Origin of the sequence: Pseudooceanicola sp. HF7 (assembly GCF_011806405.1) — a bacterium.
In the GTDB taxonomy this organism is placed as follows: Bacteria; Pseudomonadota; Alphaproteobacteria; order Rhodobacterales; family Rhodobacteraceae; genus Pseudooceanicola.
In genome coordinates this window covers 1-21,159 of sequence record NZ_JAATOW010000031.1, presented here as the reverse complement: position 1 = coordinate 21,159, position 21,159 = coordinate 1, and the positions used below count along the sequence as shown (strand labels likewise).

Below are 21,159 nucleotides of genomic sequence, written 5' to 3'. Positions count from 1 at the left end.
CATGAGCCTGTCCGGAGCCCTCTCCAACGCCCTTTCCGGGCTGACGATGACCCAACGCGCGGCCTCTGTCGTGTCGTCCAATGTCGCCAATGCGCTGAACGACGGCTACGGCAAGCGCGAGCTTGAAGTGTCCACCCGCGGCGTCGGCAGCTATGGCGGCGTGCGCATCGACGGCGTGGTCCGTTACATGGACGACAAGCTGGTCAGCGAATGGCGCGCGGCGGGATCCGCCCTTGCCTATACAGAGACCAGCGCGACCTACCAGAACCGGCTGGAAAGCCTGATGGGCACGCCGGAGGACTCCAGTTCGCTGGCCGCGCGGGTCGCCAGGTTCGAAACCTCGCTGATCTCCGCCGCCTCGCGCCCGGATCTGCCCGAACGGCTGACCGCCGTGTTGGATGCGGCCAAGGACATGGCCGGCGAGATGAACGATATCTCCGACGGGATCCAGACCATCCGCGAAGAGGCCGATGCAGAGATTTCCGCCACGGTGGATCGCACCAACGTGCTGCTGGAACAGGTCCATGACCTGAACGGCTCCATCCGCCGGGCGATCAACGTCGGGGATGACGCCAATTCGCTGATGGACCACCGCCAGGCGGTGATCGATGAGCTGTCCCAGATCATGCCGGTGCTCCAGGCGGGGCGGGAGGATGGCGCGGTGGCGCTTTACACCCCCGGCGGCGCGATCCTGGTGGACAGCTCCCCGGCGGAGCTGGGCTTTAGCCGCACCAACACGATCACGCCGCATCTGACGCGCGACAACGGCTTCCTGTCCGGCCTGACGATCAATGGCCAGCCGGTCGAGACGGATACCTTCAACGATCCCATCGGCGGCGCGCGCCTGGCCTCTCTGTTCGAGATCCGCGACGTGTTCGCTGTGGAGGCGCAGGCCAACCTGGACACGGTGGCCCGCGACCTGATCGAACGGTTCCAGGATGCCGGGATCGATACCACCCGCGCCGCGGGCGACCCGGGGCTGTTCACCGACAACGGGCTGTTCTTCGACCCCGCGGATGAGCTGGGTATTTCCGCCCGCATCGCGGTCAACGCGATCGTCGATCCGGCACAGGGCGGGGAAACCTGGCACCTGCGCGACGGGCTTGGGGCGGCGACATCGGGCAGTGCCAGCGATGCCAGCCTGATCTTCGACATGAAGGCGGCGCTGGAAACCCGGCGCACGCCGACCTCGGCCGTCTTCGGGACGGAGGGGCTGTCTGCCTCTGGCCTGGCGTCCAGCATGATGTCCATCGTCTCCTCTGACCGCAACACCGCCGACCAGGCGATGACCTATGCCAATACGCGCACCGCGGAACTGAAGGAGCGGCTGCTGTCGGACGGGGTCGACACGGACGAGGAGATGCAGCGCATGCTGCTGATCGAACAGAGCTATTCCGCCAATGCCCGGCTGGTTCAAACGATCGAGGAAATGCTCGATATTCTGATGAGGATCTGATCCATGTCGTTGATTTCAATAGGCGACCTGGCGCAAAGCTTCATGCTGCGCCAACAGAACACGGACCTGAAGACCCGCATGGGATCGCTGGTCGAGGAACTTGCAAGCGGCAAGGCCTCTGACATCGGTCGGCACCTGTCGGGCAGCTATTCCTACCTGTCGGACGTGGACCGCAACCTGACCCTGCTGGATGCCTACGAGGATGCCACCGGGGAGGCGATCCTGTTCACCGACGGCATGCAGAGCGTGCTGGGACGGTTCCAGGACATGATCTCCGAGCTTGGGCTGGCCTCCATGAGTGCCTCCAGTGCCGGGCTGGCAGAGGTGGTCAACAATGTCTCTGACCGGGCGGTGCAGGACCTGCGGGTGATCGTCAGCGCGCTGAACACCGACGTGGCCGGGCGGACGATGTTTTCCGGCGTGGATACCGATCAGCCGGCGCTGATCAGTGCCGACGAGATCCTGGATGAGCTGCGCCCGCTGGTCGCCGGGGAAACCACCCTGGCGGGGATCCAGGCCCAGCTGGACACCTGGTTCGACAGCGCGGGGGGCGGCTTTGAAACGGTGGCCTACCAGGGGGCGACGACCTCTTTGCCGGCGTTCCAGCTGGGGGCGGGGGAAACCGTGGACCTGGACCTGCGCGCCGATGATCCGGCGATCCGGGTGCTGCTGAAACATGCCGCGATGGCCGCCCTGGCGGGCGATGACGCGCTGAGCTTCCCGGTGAACCTGCAGAAGGAGATGCTGGGCGCCGCCGGAGAGGGGATGTCCTTTGAACAACAGGGGCTTGTCCGGATCCGGGCCGACCTGGGCTATGCCCAGTCCCGCGCCGAGGAAGGGCAGGTCAGGATCTCTGTCGAGCGGACCAGCTACAACATGGCGCGCACCAACCTGCTGGAGGTCGATCCCTACGAGACGGCCTCGAAGCTGGAGGATGTGCAGTTCCAGCTGGAAAGCCTGTATGCCGTGACGGTGAAACTGTCGCGCCTGTCGCTGACGGATTACCTGTAATGGGCTATGGCAAGCTGTCCCGCCTTCTGCTCTGCCTGGCCCTGCTGCTGCCGCAGCTGGCCGGCGCCGCCCCGATCCGGATCAAGGATCTGGTGGAATTCGATGGCGTGCGGGGCAATGACCTTGTGGGCTATGGCTTGGTCGTGGGTCTGAACGGCACCGGCGATGGGCTGCGCAATGCGCCCTTCACCGAAGAGATCATGACCAACATCCTGGAACGGCTGGGCGTCAACGTCACCGGCGAGCAGTTCCGGCCCAAGAACGTGGCGGCGGTCTTCGTGACCTCGACCCTGCCGCCCTTTGCCCGGGCCGGGGGCACGGTGGATGTGACGGTCTCGGCCATCGGGGATGCCAGCAGCCTGCTGGGCGGGACGCTGATCATGACGCCGCTCAACGCGGCGGACGGGCAGATCTATGCCGTGGCCCAGGGCACGGTCATCGCCGGCGGCGCCTCTGCCGAGGGCGACGGGGCGCAGGTTGTCCAGGGGGTGCCGACATCCGGCGTGATCCCCTCGGGGGCGCGGGTGGAACGGGAGGTGGATTTCCAGCTTTCCTCTCTCAACTCCCTGCGGCTGGCGCTGCGGACGCCGGATTTCACCACGGCGGGCCGGATCGAACAGGCGATCAACCGTGATTTCGGCCGGCCCGTGGCGGTGATGCTGGATTCCGGCACCGTGCGGCTGGATATCGGCGGGACGGGCATGTCCTCTCCTGCCCATGCGCTTGGCCGGATCGAGAACATCCGCGTAGAGCCAGAGACGCGGGCGACCGTGGTGGTCGATCAGCGCTCCGGCACGATCGTGATGGGACAGGATGTGCGGATCAGCCGGGTGGCGGTGTCCCAGGGCAACCTGACGCTGCGGATCCAGGAAGAGCCTTTGGTGGTGCAGCCCAATCCCTTTGCCGAAGGGGAAACCGTGGTGGTGCCGCGGACCCAGGCAGAGATCCGCGAAGAACCGGGGATCGGCCTGGCAGAGATCGACGAAGGCACGACCCTGTCGGAGGTGGTCGCGGGGCTGAACGCGCTTGGCGTCTCTCCGCGCGACATGATCGACATCCTGAAAAGCATCAAGGCCGCCGGCGCGCTGCACGCTGATTTCATCGTGCGCTAGGGGCGGCGGCGGGTCGGGGGATCCGCAGCAAGGCAATGAGAACCGGCGGGCCGCAGGGTGCCGCCGGTTTTTGCGTCATCGGGGCCTGACCCCTTCTTGTAGCTTTCATGGCCATGGAGCCGCGCGACGGGATCGGCCGGCCCGGTGGGGGGTGGGCGGAAACCCACCAAGGGCTTTGCACCCGGCGGAGGCGCTGGTTAGACGGGCGGGGGCGCGCGTGGCTCCATCACGGGTTGGACAGAGCGCGGCGCAGGGCCTATACCGCGCTTTACGCCTTTAAAATGAAGGATCGGGGGCAAGACATGGCGGAGAAACTCTTCGGAACGGACGGCGTGCGCGGGCGGGCCAACAAATGGCCGATGACCGCCGATGTCGCCATGCGGCTGGCCGCGGCTGCCGGGCGCTATTTCCGGCGGGACAGCCAGGAACACCGGGTGGTGATCGGCAAGGACACGCGCCTGTCGGGCTACATGCTTGAGAACGCGCTGACCGCCGGCTTCACCTCTACCGGCATGAACGTCTTTCTGCTGGGGCCGGTGCCGACGCCGGCGATCGGCTACCTGACCCACAGCCTGCGGGCCGACGTGGGCGTGATGATTTCCGCCAGCCACAACCCGGCAGAGGATAACGGGATCAAGTTCTTCGGCCCCGACGGCTTCAAGCTGAGCGATGAGGCCGAGGCCGAGATCGAGCGCCTGCTGAACGAAGGCGTCCCCCCGGCGCAGCCGCAGAACATCGGCCGGGCCCGCCGCTACGAGGATGCGCGCGGGCGCTACGTGGAATATGCCAAGGCATCGGTGCCGCGCAGCACCCGGCTTGACGGGCTGCGGATCGTGCTGGATTGCGCCAATGGCGCGGCCTATCGCACCGCCCCCGCCGTGCTCTGGGAGCTGGGCGCAGAGGTGATCACCCTGGGCGTGGAGCCCAACGGCTTCAACATCAACGAGGATTGCGGTTCGACCCATCCGGAGGCCGCCGCGCAGCGCGTGCGCGAGGTGCGCGCCGATATCGGCATCTGCCTGGACGGGGATGCGGACCGGGTGATCCTGATCGACGAGACCGGGCGCGTGGCCGATGGCGACCAGATCATGGGGCTGATCGCGGCCCGCTGGAAGCAGGCCGGGCGGCTGGCCAATGACACGCTGGTGGCGACGGTGATGTCCAACCTGGGGCTGGAACGCTACCTTGCGGACAAGGGCATTGCGCTGGAGCGCACCGCGGTTGGCGATCGCTACGTGGTCGAGCGGATGCAGGCCGGGGGCTTCAACCTGGGCGGCGAGCAATCGGGCCACATCGTGATGACCGATCACGCCACCACCGGGGATGGCCTGCTGGCGGCACTGCAGTTCCTGGCCGCCATGGTGGAGACTGGCGAAAGCGCCAGCGCGCTCAGCACGGTCTTCGAGCCGGTGCCGCAGAAGCTGGTCAACGTGCGCTACGAAGAGGGCCGCAAGCCGCTGGAAGACGATGCCGTGCAAAGCGCCATTGCCGCAGGAGAGGCGAAGCTCGCCTCTGGCGGCCGGCTGCTGATCCGCAAGTCCGGGACGGAGCCGCTGATCCGCGTCATGGGCGAGGCAGAGGACATGGTCCTGCTGGACAGCGTGCTGCAGACGATCGTGGATGCGGTGAAGGCCGCCGCTTAGGCCAGCGCTTCGGCGTTGCGGCTTTCCCAGAGGCGGCGGGCGGTATCGCCCGGCGTCGGGTCGCCCAGGGTGGCCAGCGCCAGTTCCGCCGTGCCCAGCACCACGGCTTCGGCAAAGGGATCGTGCCAGTCGCCGGACCACAGGTGGGCAATCCGCGCCTGGGTCTGCCAGCCCTGGTTCAGTTTCACGTGTTCCTCGATCAGCGCGGGTTCGGAGCCGGTGTAGGGCGCGCCATCGCGCAGCCCGAACAGGGAAACCCCCTTGGCCGGGTGGCGTTCGAATTCGCCGCCGCCGCCCTTGATCACGGTCAGGTTCTTCTGGCCCAGGATCAGCCCGGCATCGGCCTGAAGCTCTAGGTAGGGCGGGTGAAACACCCCCTGGACCGAGGCCGCGGCCCTGGCCGGGTTCAGCACCCTCAGAACGGTGTTCACGCAGGAGCGCAGGTTGAACTTGTCACGCAGCTGGAGCAGCTCCAGCAGCTTTGGCTGGAAGGATTCCAGCGGCAGGTAGGCGATGCGGTGCTCCTCAAGAAGCCTGCCGGCATGTTCGACCGAGGTCGCCTCTGAAATGCCGGCATGGGTCAGGCCGCCCCGGATCGATGCCGCTTCGGCCATATGCGCGGCGGAGTTCCAGCCATGCAGCAGCACCGGATGCCCGGCGCTGGCGACCAGCCGGGCAGACAGCAGGAAGAAGGGCAGGCCCCGGCTGCGCCCGGCGGCATAGGAGGGCCAGTCGAGCGCGGGCGCGGGGATCCGGGGCAGGGTGTCCCGGGCGGCGGCGGCGAAACCGGCGATCTCTTCGGGCACTTCTCCCTTCATCCGCATCAGCATGAGAAGCGCGCCGATGCTTTCCGGCGCGGCCTCTCCGGCCAGGATCAGGCGCATCGCATCGAAGGCCTCTTCATAAGTCAGCGACCGGGCACGCCCCGGACCGCGACCCAGGTGACGGACATAGGGCGCGATGGTCATTCTGCGGCCTCTCTGGCTGGCAGGCGGGCCAGGAGCTCCGCCAGTTCGGGGCGGCAGGAGCCGCAGTTGGTCCCGGCCTGGAGGGCTGCGCCGATGGCGTCCACGCTCATCAGCCCCTGGTCCTCTATCGCGGTCAGGATCGTGTTCACGCCCACCCCGAAGCAGGAGCAGATGACCGGGCCGGGATCTGGCTGATCCGCGCCCAGCCGTCCGGCCAGTGCCTGGGGGGCTTCCGTTCCGGCAAGGCCGGCGATGTAGTCGCGCATCACCGCGACCGGTTCGGGCGCGACGAAGAGCGCGGCCTGAAGGCGGCCTTCGCGATGGAAGGCGGCACGGAAGGTGCCGCGCCTGAGATCGGACAGGATCTGCATCTCTCCCCCATCAAGCTGGAACAGGTCACAAGCATAGGCCGTCCAGTCCTCTGGTAAAGAGCTTCCGGCAAATTCGGCGCGCCAGCCCTGGGCCGTGCGGGCCCGGGCCCAGTAGTCCGCCTGCGGGGTGAAGCGCTGCGTGGCGACGGCGAAGGCGTAGAAACCGGCGTCATAGCGCTGCACGGCGGCGACGGCGGCCTTGCTTTCCGGCTGGCCAGAGACCGGGTCGGTGACCGGGGCCACCAGCGCGTCGATCCGGGCGGAGGGCGCGGTTTCGCCGGTCCAGTGCATGGGGGCGAAGACCTCTCCGGGTTGGACGCGGTCTGTGATCAGGGCGCGCAGGATGGATCTGCCGTGGGGCGAGGTGACCGTGACCAGGGCAGAGGGCGTGATCTTCAGCGCCTTGGCATCGGCCGGGTGGAGTTCCAGGAAGGGTTCGGCCAGGTGGCCGGACAGCTTTGCGGATTTCCCGGTGCGGGTCATCGTGTGCCACTGGTCGCGGATGCGCCCGGTGTTGAGGCGGAAGGGATAGCGTTTGCCGGTGCTGGCCTGCGGCGGGCGCGGGGTCAGCGCCAGCATCTGCGCCTTGCCCGAGGCGGTGAAGAAGCGGCCATCGCCGAAGAAGCGCCCGCCCTTGCGGCCCGCCGTGACCGGCCATCGCACCGGCGCCATCTGGTCGTAGTCGGCGTCCGACAGGTCCTGCAGGCCCGAGATGTCGAAATCGAGGCCAAAGCCGCCCGAGATCGAGGACAGCGCGGCGTATTCGCGGAAGACCTCTGCCGGAGAGGTGAAATCGAAGGCCTGGGCCCAGCCCATGCGGCGGCCGAATTCGGCCAGCTGCCACCAATCCGGGCGGGCCTCTCCCGGGGCGGGCAGCACGGCGCGCTGGCGGCTGATCGTGCGGTCCGAATTGGTGACGGTGCCGGATTTCTCTGCCCAGCCGGTGGCGGGCAGCAGCAGGTGGGCCAGCCGCGCGGTATCGGTCTGGCCGGTCACGTCCGAGACGGCGACGAAATCGCAGCCCTCAAGCGCGGCCTTCACCGCGTCGGCATCGGGCATGGAGACGGCGGGGTTGGTGTGGATGATCCAGATCGCCCTGATCTCTCCGCGTCCGACCGCCTGGAACATGTCGACCGCCTTCAGGCCCTGCTTTTCCGGCATGGCCTCTGCATCCCAGAACTGGCGGAGGGCCTGGCGGTGATCGGGGTTCTCGATATCCATGTGGCAGGCCAGCGTATTGGCCAGCCCGCCGACCTCGCGCCCTCCCATGGCATTGGGCTGCCCGGTGACGGAGAAGGGCCCCATGCCGGGCCTGCCGATGCGCCCGGTGGCAAGGTGGCAATTGAGGATCGCGTTGACCTTGTCGGAGCCGGAGGAACTTTGGTTCACGCCCTGGGAATAGACGGTGACGACCTTTTCAGTGCGCACCCAGAGCTGGAAGAACTGGCGCAGCAGCTCCGGATCAAGGGCGGTGAGGCCAAGGTCGCTCTGACGGGCGGTAGCCAGCGCGGCGTCGAACCCGTCGACGTTTTCCAAGAAGGCGTCGTTCACGGCGCCGCCCGTCTGGATCGCGGCAAGCAGGCCGTTGAACAGCGCCACGTCCGATCCGGGGGCCAGCGGCAGGTGCAGGTCCGCCAGGTCGCAGGTGGCGGTGCGGCGCGGGTCGATGACCACGACGCGCATGTCCGGGCGGGCGGCCTTGGCTGCCGCGATGCGCTGGAACAGCACCGGGTGGCACCAGGCCAGGTTGGAGCCGGTCAGCACGACCAGGTCGGCCTCTTCCAGGTCCTCGTAGGTGCCGGGCACGGTGTCGGTGCCGAAGGCGCGCTTGTGCCCCGCGACGGTCGAGGCCATGCAAAGCCTTGAATTCGTGTCGATATTGGCCGAACCGATGAAGCCCTTCATCAGCTTGTTGGCGAGGTAGTAATCCTCTGTCAGCAACTGGCCGGAGACATAGAAGGCCACGGAGTCCGGCCCATGGGCGGCGATGGTGTCGCGGAACCGCGCCGCGAGCGTCTCTATGGCGGTGTCCCAATCGACCCGGGTGCCGTTCAGCACCGGGTGCAGCAGCCGGTCCTCAAGATCGACGGTCTCGCCAAGGTTGGTCCCCTTGGAGCAGAGCCGCCCGAGGTTCGCCGGATGCTCCGGGTCGCCCCGGACCGCCAGCCCGCCCGCGCCATCGGGGCGCAGAAGCACGCCGCAGCCGACGCCGCAATAGGCGCAGGTGGAGCGGACCTCCCCTGCGCTCATCAGGCCGCGCTCCGCTTGCCGACGCTCTCACCGTCCAGCAACAGCCGCCCGTCTTCGACCCGGATGGGGTAGGTGGCGATCTGTTCTTCCTCGATCCCCTGCGACAGGCCGGTTTCCAGGTCGAAGACCATGTTGTGCAGCGGGCAGGTGATCTTTCGATCATGGACGATGCCGTCCGACAGGGGGCCGCCCTTGTGCGGGCAGCGGTCCGAGACCGCATAGACCTGGTCCGGGGTCGTGCGGAAGACGGCCACGCAGCCCGCCGGGGTCTTCACCACCCGCGCGCCGCGGACGGGGATGTCTTCGATATGTCCGATGTCGATCCAGTTCATTCGGCGGCCTCCTGTGTCAGGTCTGCAAGGGGCTGGTAATACTCGGCCCGCTTTTCGGCGTGTTCGGCCCAGGGATCCTTGCGATAGACGGATTGCGAGATTTCGAAGCGCTCGTTCAGGGCGGTGCGCTCAGCCGGGTCGGAAAGCACTTCCTTCACCCAGGGCAGGCCCACCTTCGCAACCCATTTGTAGGGCCGGTCCAGGTACTTGCCGTTTTCGCGGTAGAGCTGGATGAAGGCGGTGGTCCATTCGATGGCCTCTTCCTCTGTCGGCACATCGACAAGGCGTTCGGTTTCCTTCACGTCCATGCCCGCTGCGCCGCCGACGCCGACCTGGTAGCCGGAGTCCACGCAGATGATGCCCACGTCCTTGCAGGTCGCCTCGGCGCAGTTGCGGGGGCAGCCGGAGACGGCCAGCTTGACCTTGTGCGGCGTCCACGACCCCCAGAGCTTCTTTTCCAGCTTGATGCCAAGGCCGGTGCTGTCCTGCGTGCCGAAGCGGCAGTGATCGGTGCCGACGCAGGTCTTCACCGTGCGCAGCCCCTTGGAATAGGCGTGGCCCGAGACCATACCCGCCTGGTTCAGATCATACCAGATGGCGGTCAGGTCCTGCTTCTTGACGCCCAGAAGGTCGATGCGCTGGCCGCCGGTGACCTTGACGGTGGGCACCTTGTACTTGTCGGCGGCATCCGCGATCGCGCGCAGCTCGTCCGGGGTGGTGATCCCGCCCCACATGCGCGGCATGACGGAAAAGGTGCCGTCCTTCTGGATGTTGGCGTGGTTGCGTTCGTTCACGAAGCGCGATTGCAGGTCGTCCTGGTACTCCAGCGGCCAGTCGGCCAGCAGGTAGTAGTTCACCGCCGGGCGGCAGACATGGCAGCCATTCGGAGTTTTCCAGCCCAGCTCCTGCCAGACGGCGGGCTGGGATTTGAGCTCCTGCGCCTTGATCAGGCGGCGGACGTCCTCGTGGGTCAGGTCGGTGCAGCCGCAGACCGGCTGGGAGGTGGGCAGGACGAAGTCGTCGCCCAGGGTGACAGACAGCACCTGTTCCACCAGTCCCGTGCAGGTCCCGCAGGAGGCGCTGGCCTTGGTCGTGGCGCGGATCGCGCCCAGATCGCCTGCGCCCGCCTCGATGGCCGCCACGATGTCCCCCTTGCATACGCCGTTGCAGCCACAGATTTCCGCCTCAGGCGGTAAGGCTGCAACGGCTGCCATAGGGTCCGCCTGGGCCCTCCCCTGGAAGGCCGGGCCGAAGATCAGGTTGTCGCGCATCTCGGATACGTCGGTACCGTCCTTGATCAGCCCGAAGAACCAGTTGCCGTCGGCGGTGTCGCCATACATGACCGCGCCGATCAGCTGGTCATCCTGGATCACGAGGCGCTTGTAGATGCCCCGGCCCGGATCGCGGAAGACGATGTCCTCGCGGCCCTCGCCCTCGGCAAAGTCGCCGGCGCTGAACAGGTCGCAGCCGGTGACCTTCAGCTTGGTCGAAAGCTCCTTCATCCTGAAGGCATCGGCGTCGCCCAGCAGGGTCTTCGCCAGCACCTTGGCCTGGTCGTAAAGCGGCGCGACAAGGCCGAAGAGGTTGCCCATGTATTCGACGCATTCGCCCACGGCATAGACATCCGGGTCCGAGGTCTGCATCTGCGCGTCGACCTCGATCGCGCGGTTGACGGTCAGCCCGCAATCCTTCGCCAGTTGCACGGCGGGGCGGATGCCAACGGCCATGACCACGATATTGCAGGGCAGGACGGTGCCATCGGCCAGGTGCACGGCCTCGGCTTGGTCGCCGCCGGTGATTTCCTGCGTCTGAGCCTGGAGGATCACCTTGATCCCGCGCTTTTCCAGGTCCTTCTTCAGAAGGTAGCCGGCGGCTTCGTCCAGCTGGCGCTCCATCAGGTGGGTGGCGATGTGCAGCACCGTCACCTCCATCCCGCGCAGGCGCAGGCCCGCTGCGGCTTCCAGCCCCAGAAGACCGCCGCCGATGACCACGGCGCGGGCGCCGGGCTTGCCCGAGGCCTCGACCATGGCGTTGGTATCCTCAAGGTCGCGGTAGGCGACGACGCCCTGCTTGTCATGCCCGGGCAGCGGGATGATGAAGGGCGACGAGCCGGTGCCGAAGATCAGCTTGTCATAGGGCACTTCGCCCTTCTCGCCGATCACCACCTTGCGGTCCCGGTCGACCGAGAGCACCTTTTCCCCGAAGCGGCAGGTGATGCCGTGCTGGCCGTACCAATCGTCGTCATGGGTGACGATTTCGGCATAGGTCTTTTCGCCCGACAGCACCGGGGAGAGCATGATGCGGTTGTAGTTGCCGCGCGGTTCGGCGTTGAACAGCGTGATGTCAAAGGCATCAGGCGCGGTTTCCTTCAGGTGCTCAAGAACACGGCCAGAGGCCATGCCGGCACCGATGACGACCAGTTTCTGCATCTGTGCGTTCCTTTCTCAGCAATACCAGGCGACGATGTGAGCGATCTCACCGTCGAGGTGGATGGGAAGGGCGATCAGCGTTTCGTAGCCGGCGGTCAGGCCGGGCGTGCCGCTTTCGACCACCGGAAGGCCGGTGCCCAGGACGCGGCCGATCAGCCCCTGCCAGGCGGCGACGCGGCGGGGCTCTTCAGTTTCACCGACCCAGAGCGCGCCTTCGCGGGCGCAGATCCCGTCCGTCAGGATGGCAGAGGGTTCGCCCTTGCCGACGCGGGCAGAGCGCGCATCCCACAGCTCGAACCGGCGGGCGATGGGGGTGCCGCGCGCCGAGAGCAGGGCCAGCACGTAGCTTGCGCCGTCCGGCACCGGGATCGGCATGCCGATGCCCGTGGTCAGCCCGGCCTTGCCGGCGCTGTCGGCGCGGATGAAGCGGTAGCCGGAGCCGAGGTCGCGCATCAGGATCGGGGTCTGGGAGGCCCAGACGCCACCGGGCAGCCCCTGCCCATGGGGGAAATGCGTATGCTGGGAGACCCATTCGAAATGCCTGGCCGCCCCGTAGTAGCCATCTTCCAGCATCATCACGCCCGAGGAATACTTCCAGACCTCGATCGCGCCGGTGCGGTGATCGTCATCGGCGCAGAAGACGACCAGCACGGCCTTCAGCACCTTTCCGGAGAAGACCGGCACGGCGACGGCAGCGGTCAGCCCGGCCTCTTTTGCGGCCTCGGTGCGCTTGAAGTAGGAGCCGTCGAAGGCCTTCAGCACCACCGGGCGCCCTTCGGCCCAGGCCTTGCCCGGCAGGCCTTCGCCCCAGGCGAAGCTCTCCCGGCGCGAGGCTTCGGCAAAGGCGTCCAGAGTGCCGTAATTGCCGTCCCCCAGCACCAGCTTGTCACCATCGGGCACCCAGACCTCGGCCACTTCGATGAAGGTCCTGGCGGGGGTATCGATTGCAGTATCCATCACGCGGCCTCCTGGCTGCTGTCCGATTTTTCAGTTTCGGGCTGCGGGGCTTGCGACTTGCCCTTCGCGCCATGCTCGTATTCCTCGAGGAAGCTCAGGACCTGCTCGCGGTAGAGGTAGTAATCAGGGTGTTCCAGCAGCGCCTTGCGGGTGCGGGGGCGGGGCAGATCGACCTTGGTGATCTTGCCGATGGTGGCCTGTGGGCCGTTGGTCATCATGACCACGCGGTCGGCCAGCAGGATCGCTTCGTCCACGTCGTGGGTGACGCAGATCGCGGTGACCTTGGTGCGCGACCAGACCTCCATCAGCACTTCCTGAAGCTCCCACCGCGTCAGGCTGTCGAGCATTCCGAAGGGTTCATCCAGCAGCAGAAGCTTGGGGCTGAGCGCAAAGGCGCGGGCGATGCCGACGCGCTGCTTCATGCCGTTGGACATGGAATGCGCGGGGCGGTCCATGGCATCGCCCAGGCCGACACGCTCAAGATAGTATTCGATCACGTCGCGTTTTTCGGCCGCGCTGGCCCTGGGGTAGACCTTGTCGACGCCGATCGCGACGTTCTCCTTGGCGGAGAGCCAGGGGAAGAGGTTGGGCGACTGGAAGACCACGGCGCGTTCCGGGTCCGCGCCCTTCACGTCGAACCCATCGAGCTTGATCACCCCCTTGGAGATGGCGTTCAGGCCGGCGGTCATGGTCAGCACGGTGGATTTGCCGCAGCCGGAGTGGCCGATCAGGCTGATGAATTCGCCCCGGTCCATCTTGAGGTTGAAATCCTCAACCACGGTGAGTGGGCCCTTGGGGGTCGGATAGACCTTGTGCAGCCCCTCGAAGGAGAGGAAGCGCTGCTCCAGCATCCCCTTCTGCGCGTCAGAGATGGCCTTGGGCAGGTTGTGGATGGCGGTGACGTTGGGCAGGTGGCGGGTTTCTTCCGCCTTGGCCTGGATGCCGACATCCATCAGGTAATTGGTGACCGCCAGGCGCAGCGCCTTGAACCCTTCGTCGTGGTTCATGGCAGAGCGGTCGCGGGGGCGCGGGATGGCGACGGGGAATTCCTGCCCCAATGTGCCATCGGGGTTGAGCGCGATGATGCGGTCGCCCAGCAGGATCGCTTCGTCCACGTCGTTGGTGATCAGCACGCAGGTCTTCTTGTCCTCGTTCCAGATCTGTTCGATCTCATCGCCGAGGTTGGCGCGGGTCAGCGCATCGAGCGCCGATAGCGGCTCATCCAGCAGAAGGACCTCGGGGTTCATGGCCAGGGCGCGGGCCACGTTGACCCGCTGGCGCATCCCGCCCGAAAGCTCTGCCGGGCGGCGACTGGCGGCGTAGCTGAGGCCGACCATCTTGATGAAATGGGCTGTCTTTTCCGCTTTCTCGGCCCGGGACATGCCGGGGAAGACCGAATCCAGCGCCAGCTGCACGTTGCCGGCCACGGTCAGCCAGGGCATCAGCGAATAGCTCTGGAAGATCACGCCGCGTTCCGGGCCGGGGCCGGTGACCGGCTTGCCCTTGAAGGTGACGGTGCCGCTGGTGGGCTTTTCCAGCCCGGCCATCAGGTTGATCAGGGTGGATTTCCCGGTTCCGGAGAAGCCCAGCAGGACCAGGAATTCGCCTTCCTTCACGGAGAGGTCGATATCCTTCAGCACATGGGTCGCATGGGTGCCCTGGCCGAAGCTCTTGGAGACGTTTTCGAACGTGAGGATGCTCATGGGGATCACCGGTTGTTCGAGAAGGTGAAGAGGGATTGCAGGGCGAACATCACGCGATCCAGCAGGAAGCCGATGATGCCGATGGTGAAGACCGCAACCATGATCTTGGCGAGGGAGGAGGAGCTGCCGTTCTGGAACTCATCCCAGACGAATTTCCCCAGGCCGGGGTTCTGGGCCAGCATTTCCGCCGCGATCAGGACCATCCAGCCCACCCCGAGCGACAGGCGCAGCCCGGTGAAGATCAGCGGCAGGGCAGAGGGTAGCACCAGCTTGGTGATCTTGGTCCAGGTGTTCATCTTCAGCACCTTGGAGACAGAGATCAGGTCCTTGTCGATCGAGGCGACGCCGAGGGAGGTATTGATCAGCGTCGGCCAGAGCGAACAGAGCGTCACGGTGATCGCGGAGACCAGGAAAGACTTGGCGAAGAGCCCGTCATTAGTGGCGTAGACGGCGGAAACGACCATGGTGACGATGGGCAGCCAGGCCAGCGGCGAGACCGGCTTGAAGATCTGGATCAGCGGGTTGAGCGCAGAGTTGGCGGTGGCCGAGAGCCCCGCCAGGATGCCCAGCGGAATGGCCACGGCAGAGGCCACGAGGAAGCCGAAGAAGACCGTCTTGATGGAGGTCCAGATCTGTTCGTAGTAGCTGGGCGCGCCGGTATAGGGGATCTCCTTCACCTTCTCCGGCTGGCCGTTGTCGATGAAGCGCTGGTTGCGCGCCTCCACGCGCTCCTGGAAGGCGCGCTTGTCCGCGGCGGTCTGGAGCGCGCTCTGGTGCAGTTGCACGGCCTCGTCCCAGACGGCAGCGGGGCCGGGGATCGCCCCGAGCGAGGTCTGCACCTTGGGCGCCAGCGCGCCCCAGAGCGACAGGAAGACGGCGATGGCCAGCAGCGGCACCAGCAGCAGGCGCCAGATCTCTTTCATCTGGGCGCGGGGATTGTCCCCGGCGGCGGCTTTCAGGATCGGGGTGATCCAGGCCAGGCCAAGGACCTGGAACCACTTGTCGGCGGTGTTAATGCGGGTGAAAAGCTTGGCACGGCGGGCTTCGCGTGCCTCAGCACGTGCAAAATCGGGATCGACGGTGGTCATTGTCATGTCCTTGATCTGACGGGCTGGACCCGTTGCGGAATTGGTCTGGGAAGGGATGGTGCGTGCAGAGCACGCACCCTACGAGGCGCCCGTAGCGTGCGTGATGTCACGCACCGTGAGGGTTACCCCTGGATCTCATTGCCCACGACGACCTGTTCGCCCTTCAGGCCGATCGGCAGGCTTTCGAGGTAGGCGTTGGGGGTGCGGCCGTCATAGGGGATGCCGTCGATGATATCCGCGGCCGGGGTGGGATCCTTGTAGCCGTCGCTGTCCCAGTCGAAGTCGGCTTCCTGTGCGAGGCCCTCGTCCACCAGCATCCGCGCGGCTTCGAGGAAGATCTCCGGTTTGTAGACGGAGCGCGCGACCTCATCGTACCAGCTGTCGGGCTTGGCCTCGGCGATCTGGCCCCAGCGGCGCATCTGGGTCAGGTACCAGATGGCATCGGAGTAATACGGGTAGTTGGCGTTGTAGCGGAAGAAGACGTTGAAATCGGGGACCTCGCGCTTGTCGCCCTTTTCATACTCGAAGGTGCCGGTCATGGAGTTCGCGATGACCTCGTAATCCGCGCCGACGTATTCGGGGCGTGCCAGGATCTCCACGGCGTCTTCGCGGTTCGCGTTGTCGTTCTCATCCAGCCACTGGGCGGCCCGGATCAGCGCCTTGGTCACGGCGAGCGTGGTGTTGGGGTTTTCCTCTGCGAAGGTGGAGGAGATGCCGAAGACCTTTTCGGGGTTGTTCTTCCAGAGCTCGTAATCGGTGATCACCGGCACGCCGATGCCCTTGAAGACGGCCTGCTGGTTCCAGGGCTCACCCACCGAGTAGCCGTAGATCGTGCCTGCCTCCAGGGTGGAGGGCATCTGCGGCGGCGGGGTCACGGAAAGCAGGGCCTCTGCCCCGATCTGGCCCGAGACGTTCTCGGGCGAGTAGTACCCCGGTTCGATCCCGCCGGCGGCCAGCCAGTAGCGCAGCTCGTAATTGTGGGTGGAGACGGGGAAGACCATGCCCATGTTGAAGGGCTTGCCCTGGGCATTGTAGCTGTCGATCACCGGCTTGAGGTAGGAGGCCGAGATCGGGTGTTCGATCAGCCCGTCATCACCGACCGGCAGCGCGGGCTTCATCATCTCCCAGACCTCGTTGGACACGGTGATGCCGTTGCCGTTCAGGTCCATTGAGAAGGGGGTGATGATATGGGCCTCGGTGCCGTAGCCGATGGTGGCCGCGATGGGCTGGCCGGCCAGCATGTGCGCCCCGTCCAGCGTGCCGGAGATCACGCCGTCCAGCAGGACCTTCCAGTTGGCCTGGGCTTCTAGCGTGACGAACAGCCCCTCGTCATCGAAGAAACCCTGTTCATAGGCCACGGCCAGCGGCGCCATGTCGGTCAGCTTGATGAAGCCGAAGGTCAGCACGTCCTTTTCCAGGTCGAGCATCTCTGCATGGGCCGGTGCGACCAGGGCGGTGGTTGCGGCGAGAGAAAGAAGAAGATGTTTCATAGTCTACCCCGTTGATCTGCCCGGGGCTGTTTTCTCCCGGGCCAAACGTGAAAAGCCACTCTGACAAGCTCCGTTCCAGATGAACGAAGTGTCGAGCGGCTTTGCTCAGTTGAACCCAGTCGGTGGGAGAATTCTTCAGGTGGGCGCCATTGCCTGCCTGTTCAGACTAAAAGCCGGATTCGGCGCGGCCAGGCAATCCTTCTGTGAAGACGGGGCGGGATTTTCCCCTGGATTGCGCTGACGCCGGGAGAGCACGCCGTAAAATTGAGCGTCAGAATGCCGAAGGCTCAAAAATACGGCCATCGAAGAACGTGTCGGGCAGTAGGGACAGCCGGCCCGATTCCGAGGCGATGGAGGTGACGGCGCGCACGGCGCCTTCGATCTTCATCGAGGCGCCGGGCAGATCGGCTTCCGTCCCGCGCAGGGCGGCGCGGTGCAGGTCGCTGCGGAAGGCGGCCCGTCCGGCGCGGATGGCCAGGTCCCGGTCAAGCCCGGTCCGGGAGGCAAGCTGCAGCGCGATCCATTCCGCCTGGCTGCGCCAGGGGAAGGTGGCGGTGCCACGGTGGAAGCCCAGGAAGCCGGGCACATCGCGCATGTCGCCGCGAGCGCTGATCGTCAGCCGCCCGGAAAGCGCCCGGTCCAGGATCTCTGCCGGCAGGTTGAGGTAGTCGGGCGCCGAAAGCAGCTCTGCCGTCAGGCTGCGTGAGGCGGGATCGCCCAGCCAGCGCCCGGCCCGCCAGACAGAGCGGATCAGCCGCCCCAGCAGCGCATCCTCGCGTTCCGCCCAGTCGGTGCGCACGGCCAGCACCTTTTCGGGGGCGAAGTTCCAAATCGCCTTGCTGGGCAGCAGCAGCGCCCCGGCGCCGTTTTCCACCGTGATGGAGCCCCAGGGTTCACCCACGCAGAAGGCGTCGACCTCTCCGGCGGCCATGGCCTGAGCCATGAGAGGGGGCGGCACGGTATGGATGGAGACCCCCTGCGGCGCGGGCAGGCCCACGGCAGAAAGCCAGTAATACAGCAGCTCTGCATGCATGGAGAAGGGGAAGGGCACACCGATGCGCAGGGGCTTGTCGGGATCCTTGGCGGCGATCAGCGCTTCGCCGGCGGCGCGGGCATCGTTGAAGGCGAAGTCATGGCCGACGTCGCGCAGGCGTTTTTCGAGGTCGTTGCTGACCCCGATCACGTTGCCATTGACCGACAGGACGGATACCGCGGAAAGCGCCCCGCCACCGCCGCCCAGCCCAAGCGCAGAGGCCACCGGCACGGGAGAGAGCATATGCGCCGCATCGACCCGTCCGAAGACCAGCATGTCGCGCAGGCTGGACCAGGAGGGCGCGCGCACGAGGTCAAGCGCGATGCCTTCCTCCGCGGCAAAGCCCATCTCATGCGCGGCCACCAGGGGCGCGGCATCTGTAAGGGCAATGAAGCCGACGGAGAGCGTTGCGGCCTTCATCCCAGAAGGCCCGCCGCCGTGACCAGAGCCTGGGCGACATCGGCCACCCGGCGGTTCTGGTCCATGGCCGCCTTGCGCAGCATGGCATAGGCCTGGTCCTCGTCCACGCCGCGGGCCTTCATCAGCAGGCCCTTGGCGCGGTCGATGACCTTGCGTTCCTCAAGCGCCTTCTTGGTGGCGGCCAGTTCCGTGCGCATCCGCTGGAACATGTTGAAGCGCACCACGGCAGCGTCGAGGATGGGCTTCACCCGGTCGGCCTTGAGCCCGGCGACGACATAGGCAGAGACCCCGGCCTCGATCGCGGCGCGTGTCAGGCCGTCATCGGACTGGTCCACGAACATGGCCACCGGCCGGTCAAGCGGGCCTGTGGCCAGCGTCAGCTCTTCCAGCATGTCACGGGAAGGGTTGGCGATGTCGATCAGCACCATGTCCGGGTTATGTGCCTGGATGGAGCGGGCAACGCCGGTGGGTTCGGAGATCACGTGAATGTCGTAGTCACCCGCTTCGCGCAGGCTGTCGACGATCAGCAGGGCGCGATCCCGGTCCGGTTCGACGACGATAATTGAAAGCTTGTCCGCCATGACTGGCAATGTGCCCGATGCCGGGCGCAAGTAAACGGACTAACGAAAAAGCCTGCCGGAAAACGCGGCAACCGCTGAAAAATGCGGCGGCGGTGCGCAAGGCCCTGTGCATTGGCTGGCGGGGGCGCTGGCCCGGCCTGGCCCCACCCTTTGATGGCCGGGAAGTCCGGCATGATACACCGGCTGTGCGCCCATGGGGGAGGTCAGGCCGGGCCGGATGCCCTAGGTTCCATGACAGACCGCTGCTTCAGGAGGACGACATGAGCTGGAACCCGATGGTGGATCTGACCGACCCCGACAGCATCGCGCGGGAGGCCCTGGAAACCGTGATCGTGCCGCGTGCACGTGACATCGGCGGGTTCGAGGTTCGCCGTGCGCTGCCCTCGCCCCGGCGGCAGATGGTGGGGCCCTTCATCTTTTTCGATCACATGGGACCGGCGGAACTGCTGACCGAAGAGCGGATCGATATCCGCCCGCATCCCCATATCGGGCTGGGCACGGTGACTTACCTTTATGACGGGGTCTTCCATCACCGCGATTCCGTGGGCAGCGACCAGTTGATCCGCCCGGGAGAGGTGAACTGGATGATGGCGGGCAAGGGTGTCAGCCATTCTGAACGCTCGCCCCGCACAGGCGCAGAGGGGCCGCTGCACGGGATCCAGACCTGGATTGCGCTGCCGGAAGACCGCGAAGACAGCGCGCCCTTCTTCCAGCATTTCGCACAGCCGGCCCTGCCCCTGCTTGAGGCAGAGGGGATCACCGCAAGGCTGATCCTTGGTACCGCCTTCGGAGAGGTCGCGCCGGCGCAGCTGTTCTCTGAAACCTTCTACCTGGATATCACCCTGGCGCCCGGCGCGGCGGTGCCGCTGCCCGATGATCACGAGGATCGCGGAGTCCATGTCTCGGCCGGCAGTGTCTCTGTCGCGGGGCAGGATTTCGAGGAGGGGCAGGTGCTGGTGTTCCGTCCCGGTGACCGGATCAGCCTGCGGGCCGGGCCGCAGGGCGCGCGGATCCTGGCGCTTGGCGGGGCCACGCTGAACGGGCCGCGCTACATCTGGTGGAACTTCGTCGGCTCCAGCCCGGAGCGGATCGAGGCGGCGAAGCTGGACTGGAAGACGGCCCATTGGGGCAAGGGGCTGTTCACCCTGCCCGAGGGCGACGCGGAAGAGTTCATTCCCCTGCCGAAGGATCCGGGCGGGAAGATGACGCCCATGCGGGCCGGGGCGCGATCCCTGCGTGCCTAGGTTTTCCAAATAGCCGCCCGATTTCCGGCGGCAGGGCGCGCCGGATCGGCTAAATTGGCCGCATGATGTTCAACCTGCCTGATCACGAAACGCTCTATGCCTCTCTCCTGGCGCGCGACGGCGCCTACGAGGGGCGCGCCTGGGTCTGCGTGAAGACCACGGGGATCTTCTGCCGCCTGACCTGCCCGGCGCGAAAGCCGCTGTCGAAGAACTGTAGTTTCCAGGCGGGCGTGGCGGCCTGCATGGAGGCCGGCTACCGGCCCTGCAAGCGCTGCCATCCGCTGGCCCCGGAAGCGGGTGCGGACCCGGCCATATCGGCGCTGCTTAGCGCGCTAGAGGCGCGGCCGGGCTATCGCTGGACGGAAGGAGACGTGGCTCGGATGGGGCTTGATCCCTCGACCGTGCGCCGCGCCTTCAAGCGCCATTACGGCATGACCTTCCTTGAAATGGCCCGGCAACGGCGTCTGCGCGAAGGCTTCACGACGCTGGCCACCGGCGGATCGGTGATCGAGGCGCAGCTTGATGCGGGGTTCGAAAGCCCCTCAGCCTTCCGCGATGCCTTTGCCCGCCTGATGGGCTGCGCGCCGGGCAGCCTGCCCAAGGGCGCGCTGCTGCGGGCGGAATGGATCCCCACGCCGCTGGGCGACATGATCGCCATCAGCTCTGCCAGCCAGCTGCACCTGCTTGAATTCGCGGACCGCAAGGCGCTGAAGGGCGAGGTGCAGAAGTTGAGTGCCCATGCGAAGGGATCGCTGGGCATCGGAAGCTTCCCGCCCGGCGCGCAGATCCGCGAGGAGCTGGCGCGTTTCTTCCGGGGCGAGTGCGCGTCCTTTGCCACCCCGCTGGCGCTGCACGGGACGGCCTTTACCCGGCAGGTCTGGGAGGTCCTGCGGCAGATCCCGCCGGGAGAAACCCGCAGCTATTCAGAGCTGGCCCGCGCGATTGGTCGCCCGGAGGCCGTGCGCGCCGTGGCGCGGGCCAACGGGGCCAACCAGATCGCCCTGGTCATTCCCTGTCACCGGGTGATCGGCGCGGATGGCAGCCTGACGGGCTATGGCGGCGGGCTGTGGC

Annotated in this window: 16 protein-coding genes; 6 read left to right on the top strand and 10 right to left on the bottom strand. The window is 66.4% G+C overall.

The features are described 5' to 3' along the window. The first annotated feature begins 1 nt into the window (after position 1). The 4 genes from flgK (at position 2) to glmM (ending at position 5,222) form a co-directional block, all read left to right on the top strand. Positions 2-1,456, top strand: a complete 1,455-nt coding sequence (flgK, locus tag HCZ97_RS15510; protein ID WP_167689754.1) for a flagellar hook-associated protein FlgK — start codon at positions 2-4, stop codon at positions 1,454-1,456. Positions 1,457-1,459: 3 nt separating this feature from the next. Next, a complete protein-coding gene (locus HCZ97_RS15505; RefSeq protein ID WP_167689752.1) occupies positions 1,460-2,467 on the top strand; it encodes a flagellin in 1,008 nt (335 codons plus the stop codon). Next, positions 2,467-3,579 (top strand): flagellar basal body P-ring protein FlgI, encoded by a 1,113-nt coding sequence (locus tag HCZ97_RS15500; protein WP_167689750.1) that lies wholly within the window; start codon positions 2,467-2,469, stop codon positions 3,577-3,579. The genes HCZ97_RS15505 and HCZ97_RS15500 overlap by 1 nt, the downstream gene beginning before the upstream one ends. A gap of 302 nt (positions 3,580-3,881) precedes the next feature. Continuing rightward, complete coding sequence (gene glmM, locus HCZ97_RS15495; RefSeq protein ID WP_167689748.1) at positions 3,882-5,222, top strand: phosphoglucosamine mutase; 1,341 nt, start codon at positions 3,882-3,884, stop codon at positions 5,220-5,222. Here the strand turns inward: glmM and HCZ97_RS15490 are convergent. From HCZ97_RS15490 to HCZ97_RS15445, 10 genes are all read right to left on the bottom strand, one after another. Continuing rightward, positions 5,219-6,190, bottom strand: coding sequence for a glycosyl transferase family protein (locus HCZ97_RS15490; RefSeq protein ID WP_167689746.1), 972 nt, complete (start codon positions 6,188-6,190; stop codon positions 5,219-5,221). The genes glmM and HCZ97_RS15490 overlap by 4 nt on opposite strands. Further along, positions 6,187-8,811 (bottom strand): nitrate reductase, encoded by a 2,625-nt coding sequence (locus HCZ97_RS15485; RefSeq protein WP_167689744.1) that lies wholly within the window; start codon positions 8,809-8,811, stop codon positions 6,187-6,189. The genes HCZ97_RS15490 and HCZ97_RS15485 overlap by 4 nt, the downstream gene beginning before the upstream one ends. After that, positions 8,811-9,143 (bottom strand): nitrite reductase small subunit NirD, encoded by a 333-nt coding sequence (nirD, locus tag HCZ97_RS15480; RefSeq protein WP_167689742.1) that lies wholly within the window; start codon positions 9,141-9,143, stop codon positions 8,811-8,813. Before nirD ends, HCZ97_RS15485 begins: the two co-directional genes overlap by 1 nt. Continuing rightward, positions 9,140-11,572, bottom strand: coding sequence for a nitrite reductase large subunit NirB (gene nirB / locus HCZ97_RS15475; RefSeq protein ID WP_167689740.1), 2,433 nt, complete (start codon positions 11,570-11,572; stop codon positions 9,140-9,142). The genes nirD and nirB overlap by 4 nt, the downstream gene beginning before the upstream one ends. 15 nt (positions 11,573-11,587) lie before the next feature. Beyond that, positions 11,588-12,529, bottom strand: a complete 942-nt coding sequence (locus tag HCZ97_RS15470) for a GAF domain-containing protein (RefSeq protein WP_167689738.1) — start codon at positions 12,527-12,529, stop codon at positions 11,588-11,590. Beyond that, positions 12,529-14,232, bottom strand: coding sequence for an ABC transporter ATP-binding protein (locus HCZ97_RS15465; RefSeq protein WP_167689736.1), 1,704 nt, complete (start codon positions 14,230-14,232; stop codon positions 12,529-12,531). Before HCZ97_RS15465 ends, HCZ97_RS15470 begins: the two co-directional genes overlap by 1 nt. Before the next feature lie 5 nt (positions 14,233-14,237). Beyond that, positions 14,238-15,320, bottom strand: coding sequence for an ABC transporter permease (locus HCZ97_RS15460; protein ID WP_167689734.1), 1,083 nt, complete (start codon positions 15,318-15,320; stop codon positions 14,238-14,240). A 122-nt stretch (positions 15,321-15,442) separates the two neighbouring features. After that, the gene (locus tag HCZ97_RS15455) at positions 15,443-16,810 is read right to left on the bottom strand and encodes a CmpA/NrtA family ABC transporter substrate-binding protein (protein WP_167689732.1); all 1,368 of its coding nucleotides are present in this window, start codon (positions 16,808-16,810) and stop codon (positions 15,443-15,445) included. A 271-nt stretch (positions 16,811-17,081) separates the two neighbouring features. Further along, positions 17,082-18,263, bottom strand: a complete 1,182-nt coding sequence (locus HCZ97_RS15450; RefSeq protein ID WP_167689730.1) for a CmpA/NrtA family ABC transporter substrate-binding protein — start codon at positions 18,261-18,263, stop codon at positions 17,082-17,084. Beyond that, positions 18,260-18,844 (bottom strand): ANTAR domain-containing response regulator, encoded by a 585-nt coding sequence (locus HCZ97_RS15445; RefSeq protein WP_167689729.1) that lies wholly within the window; start codon positions 18,842-18,844, stop codon positions 18,260-18,262. Before HCZ97_RS15445 ends, HCZ97_RS15450 begins: the two co-directional genes overlap by 4 nt. Before the next feature lie 260 nt (positions 18,845-19,104). Here HCZ97_RS15445 and HCZ97_RS15440 point away from each other — a divergent pair, with 260 nt between their 5' ends. Both HCZ97_RS15440 and HCZ97_RS15435 read left to right on the top strand, forming a co-directional pair. After that, entirely contained in the window at positions 19,105-20,088 is a 984-nt protein-coding gene (locus HCZ97_RS15440; protein WP_167689727.1) for a pirin family protein, read from the top strand. 62 nt (positions 20,089-20,150) lie between these two features. After that, positions 20,151-21,159: bifunctional transcriptional activator/DNA repair enzyme AdaA (locus HCZ97_RS15435; protein WP_167689725.1), on the top strand; the 1,009-nt coding region annotated here is incomplete at its 3' end.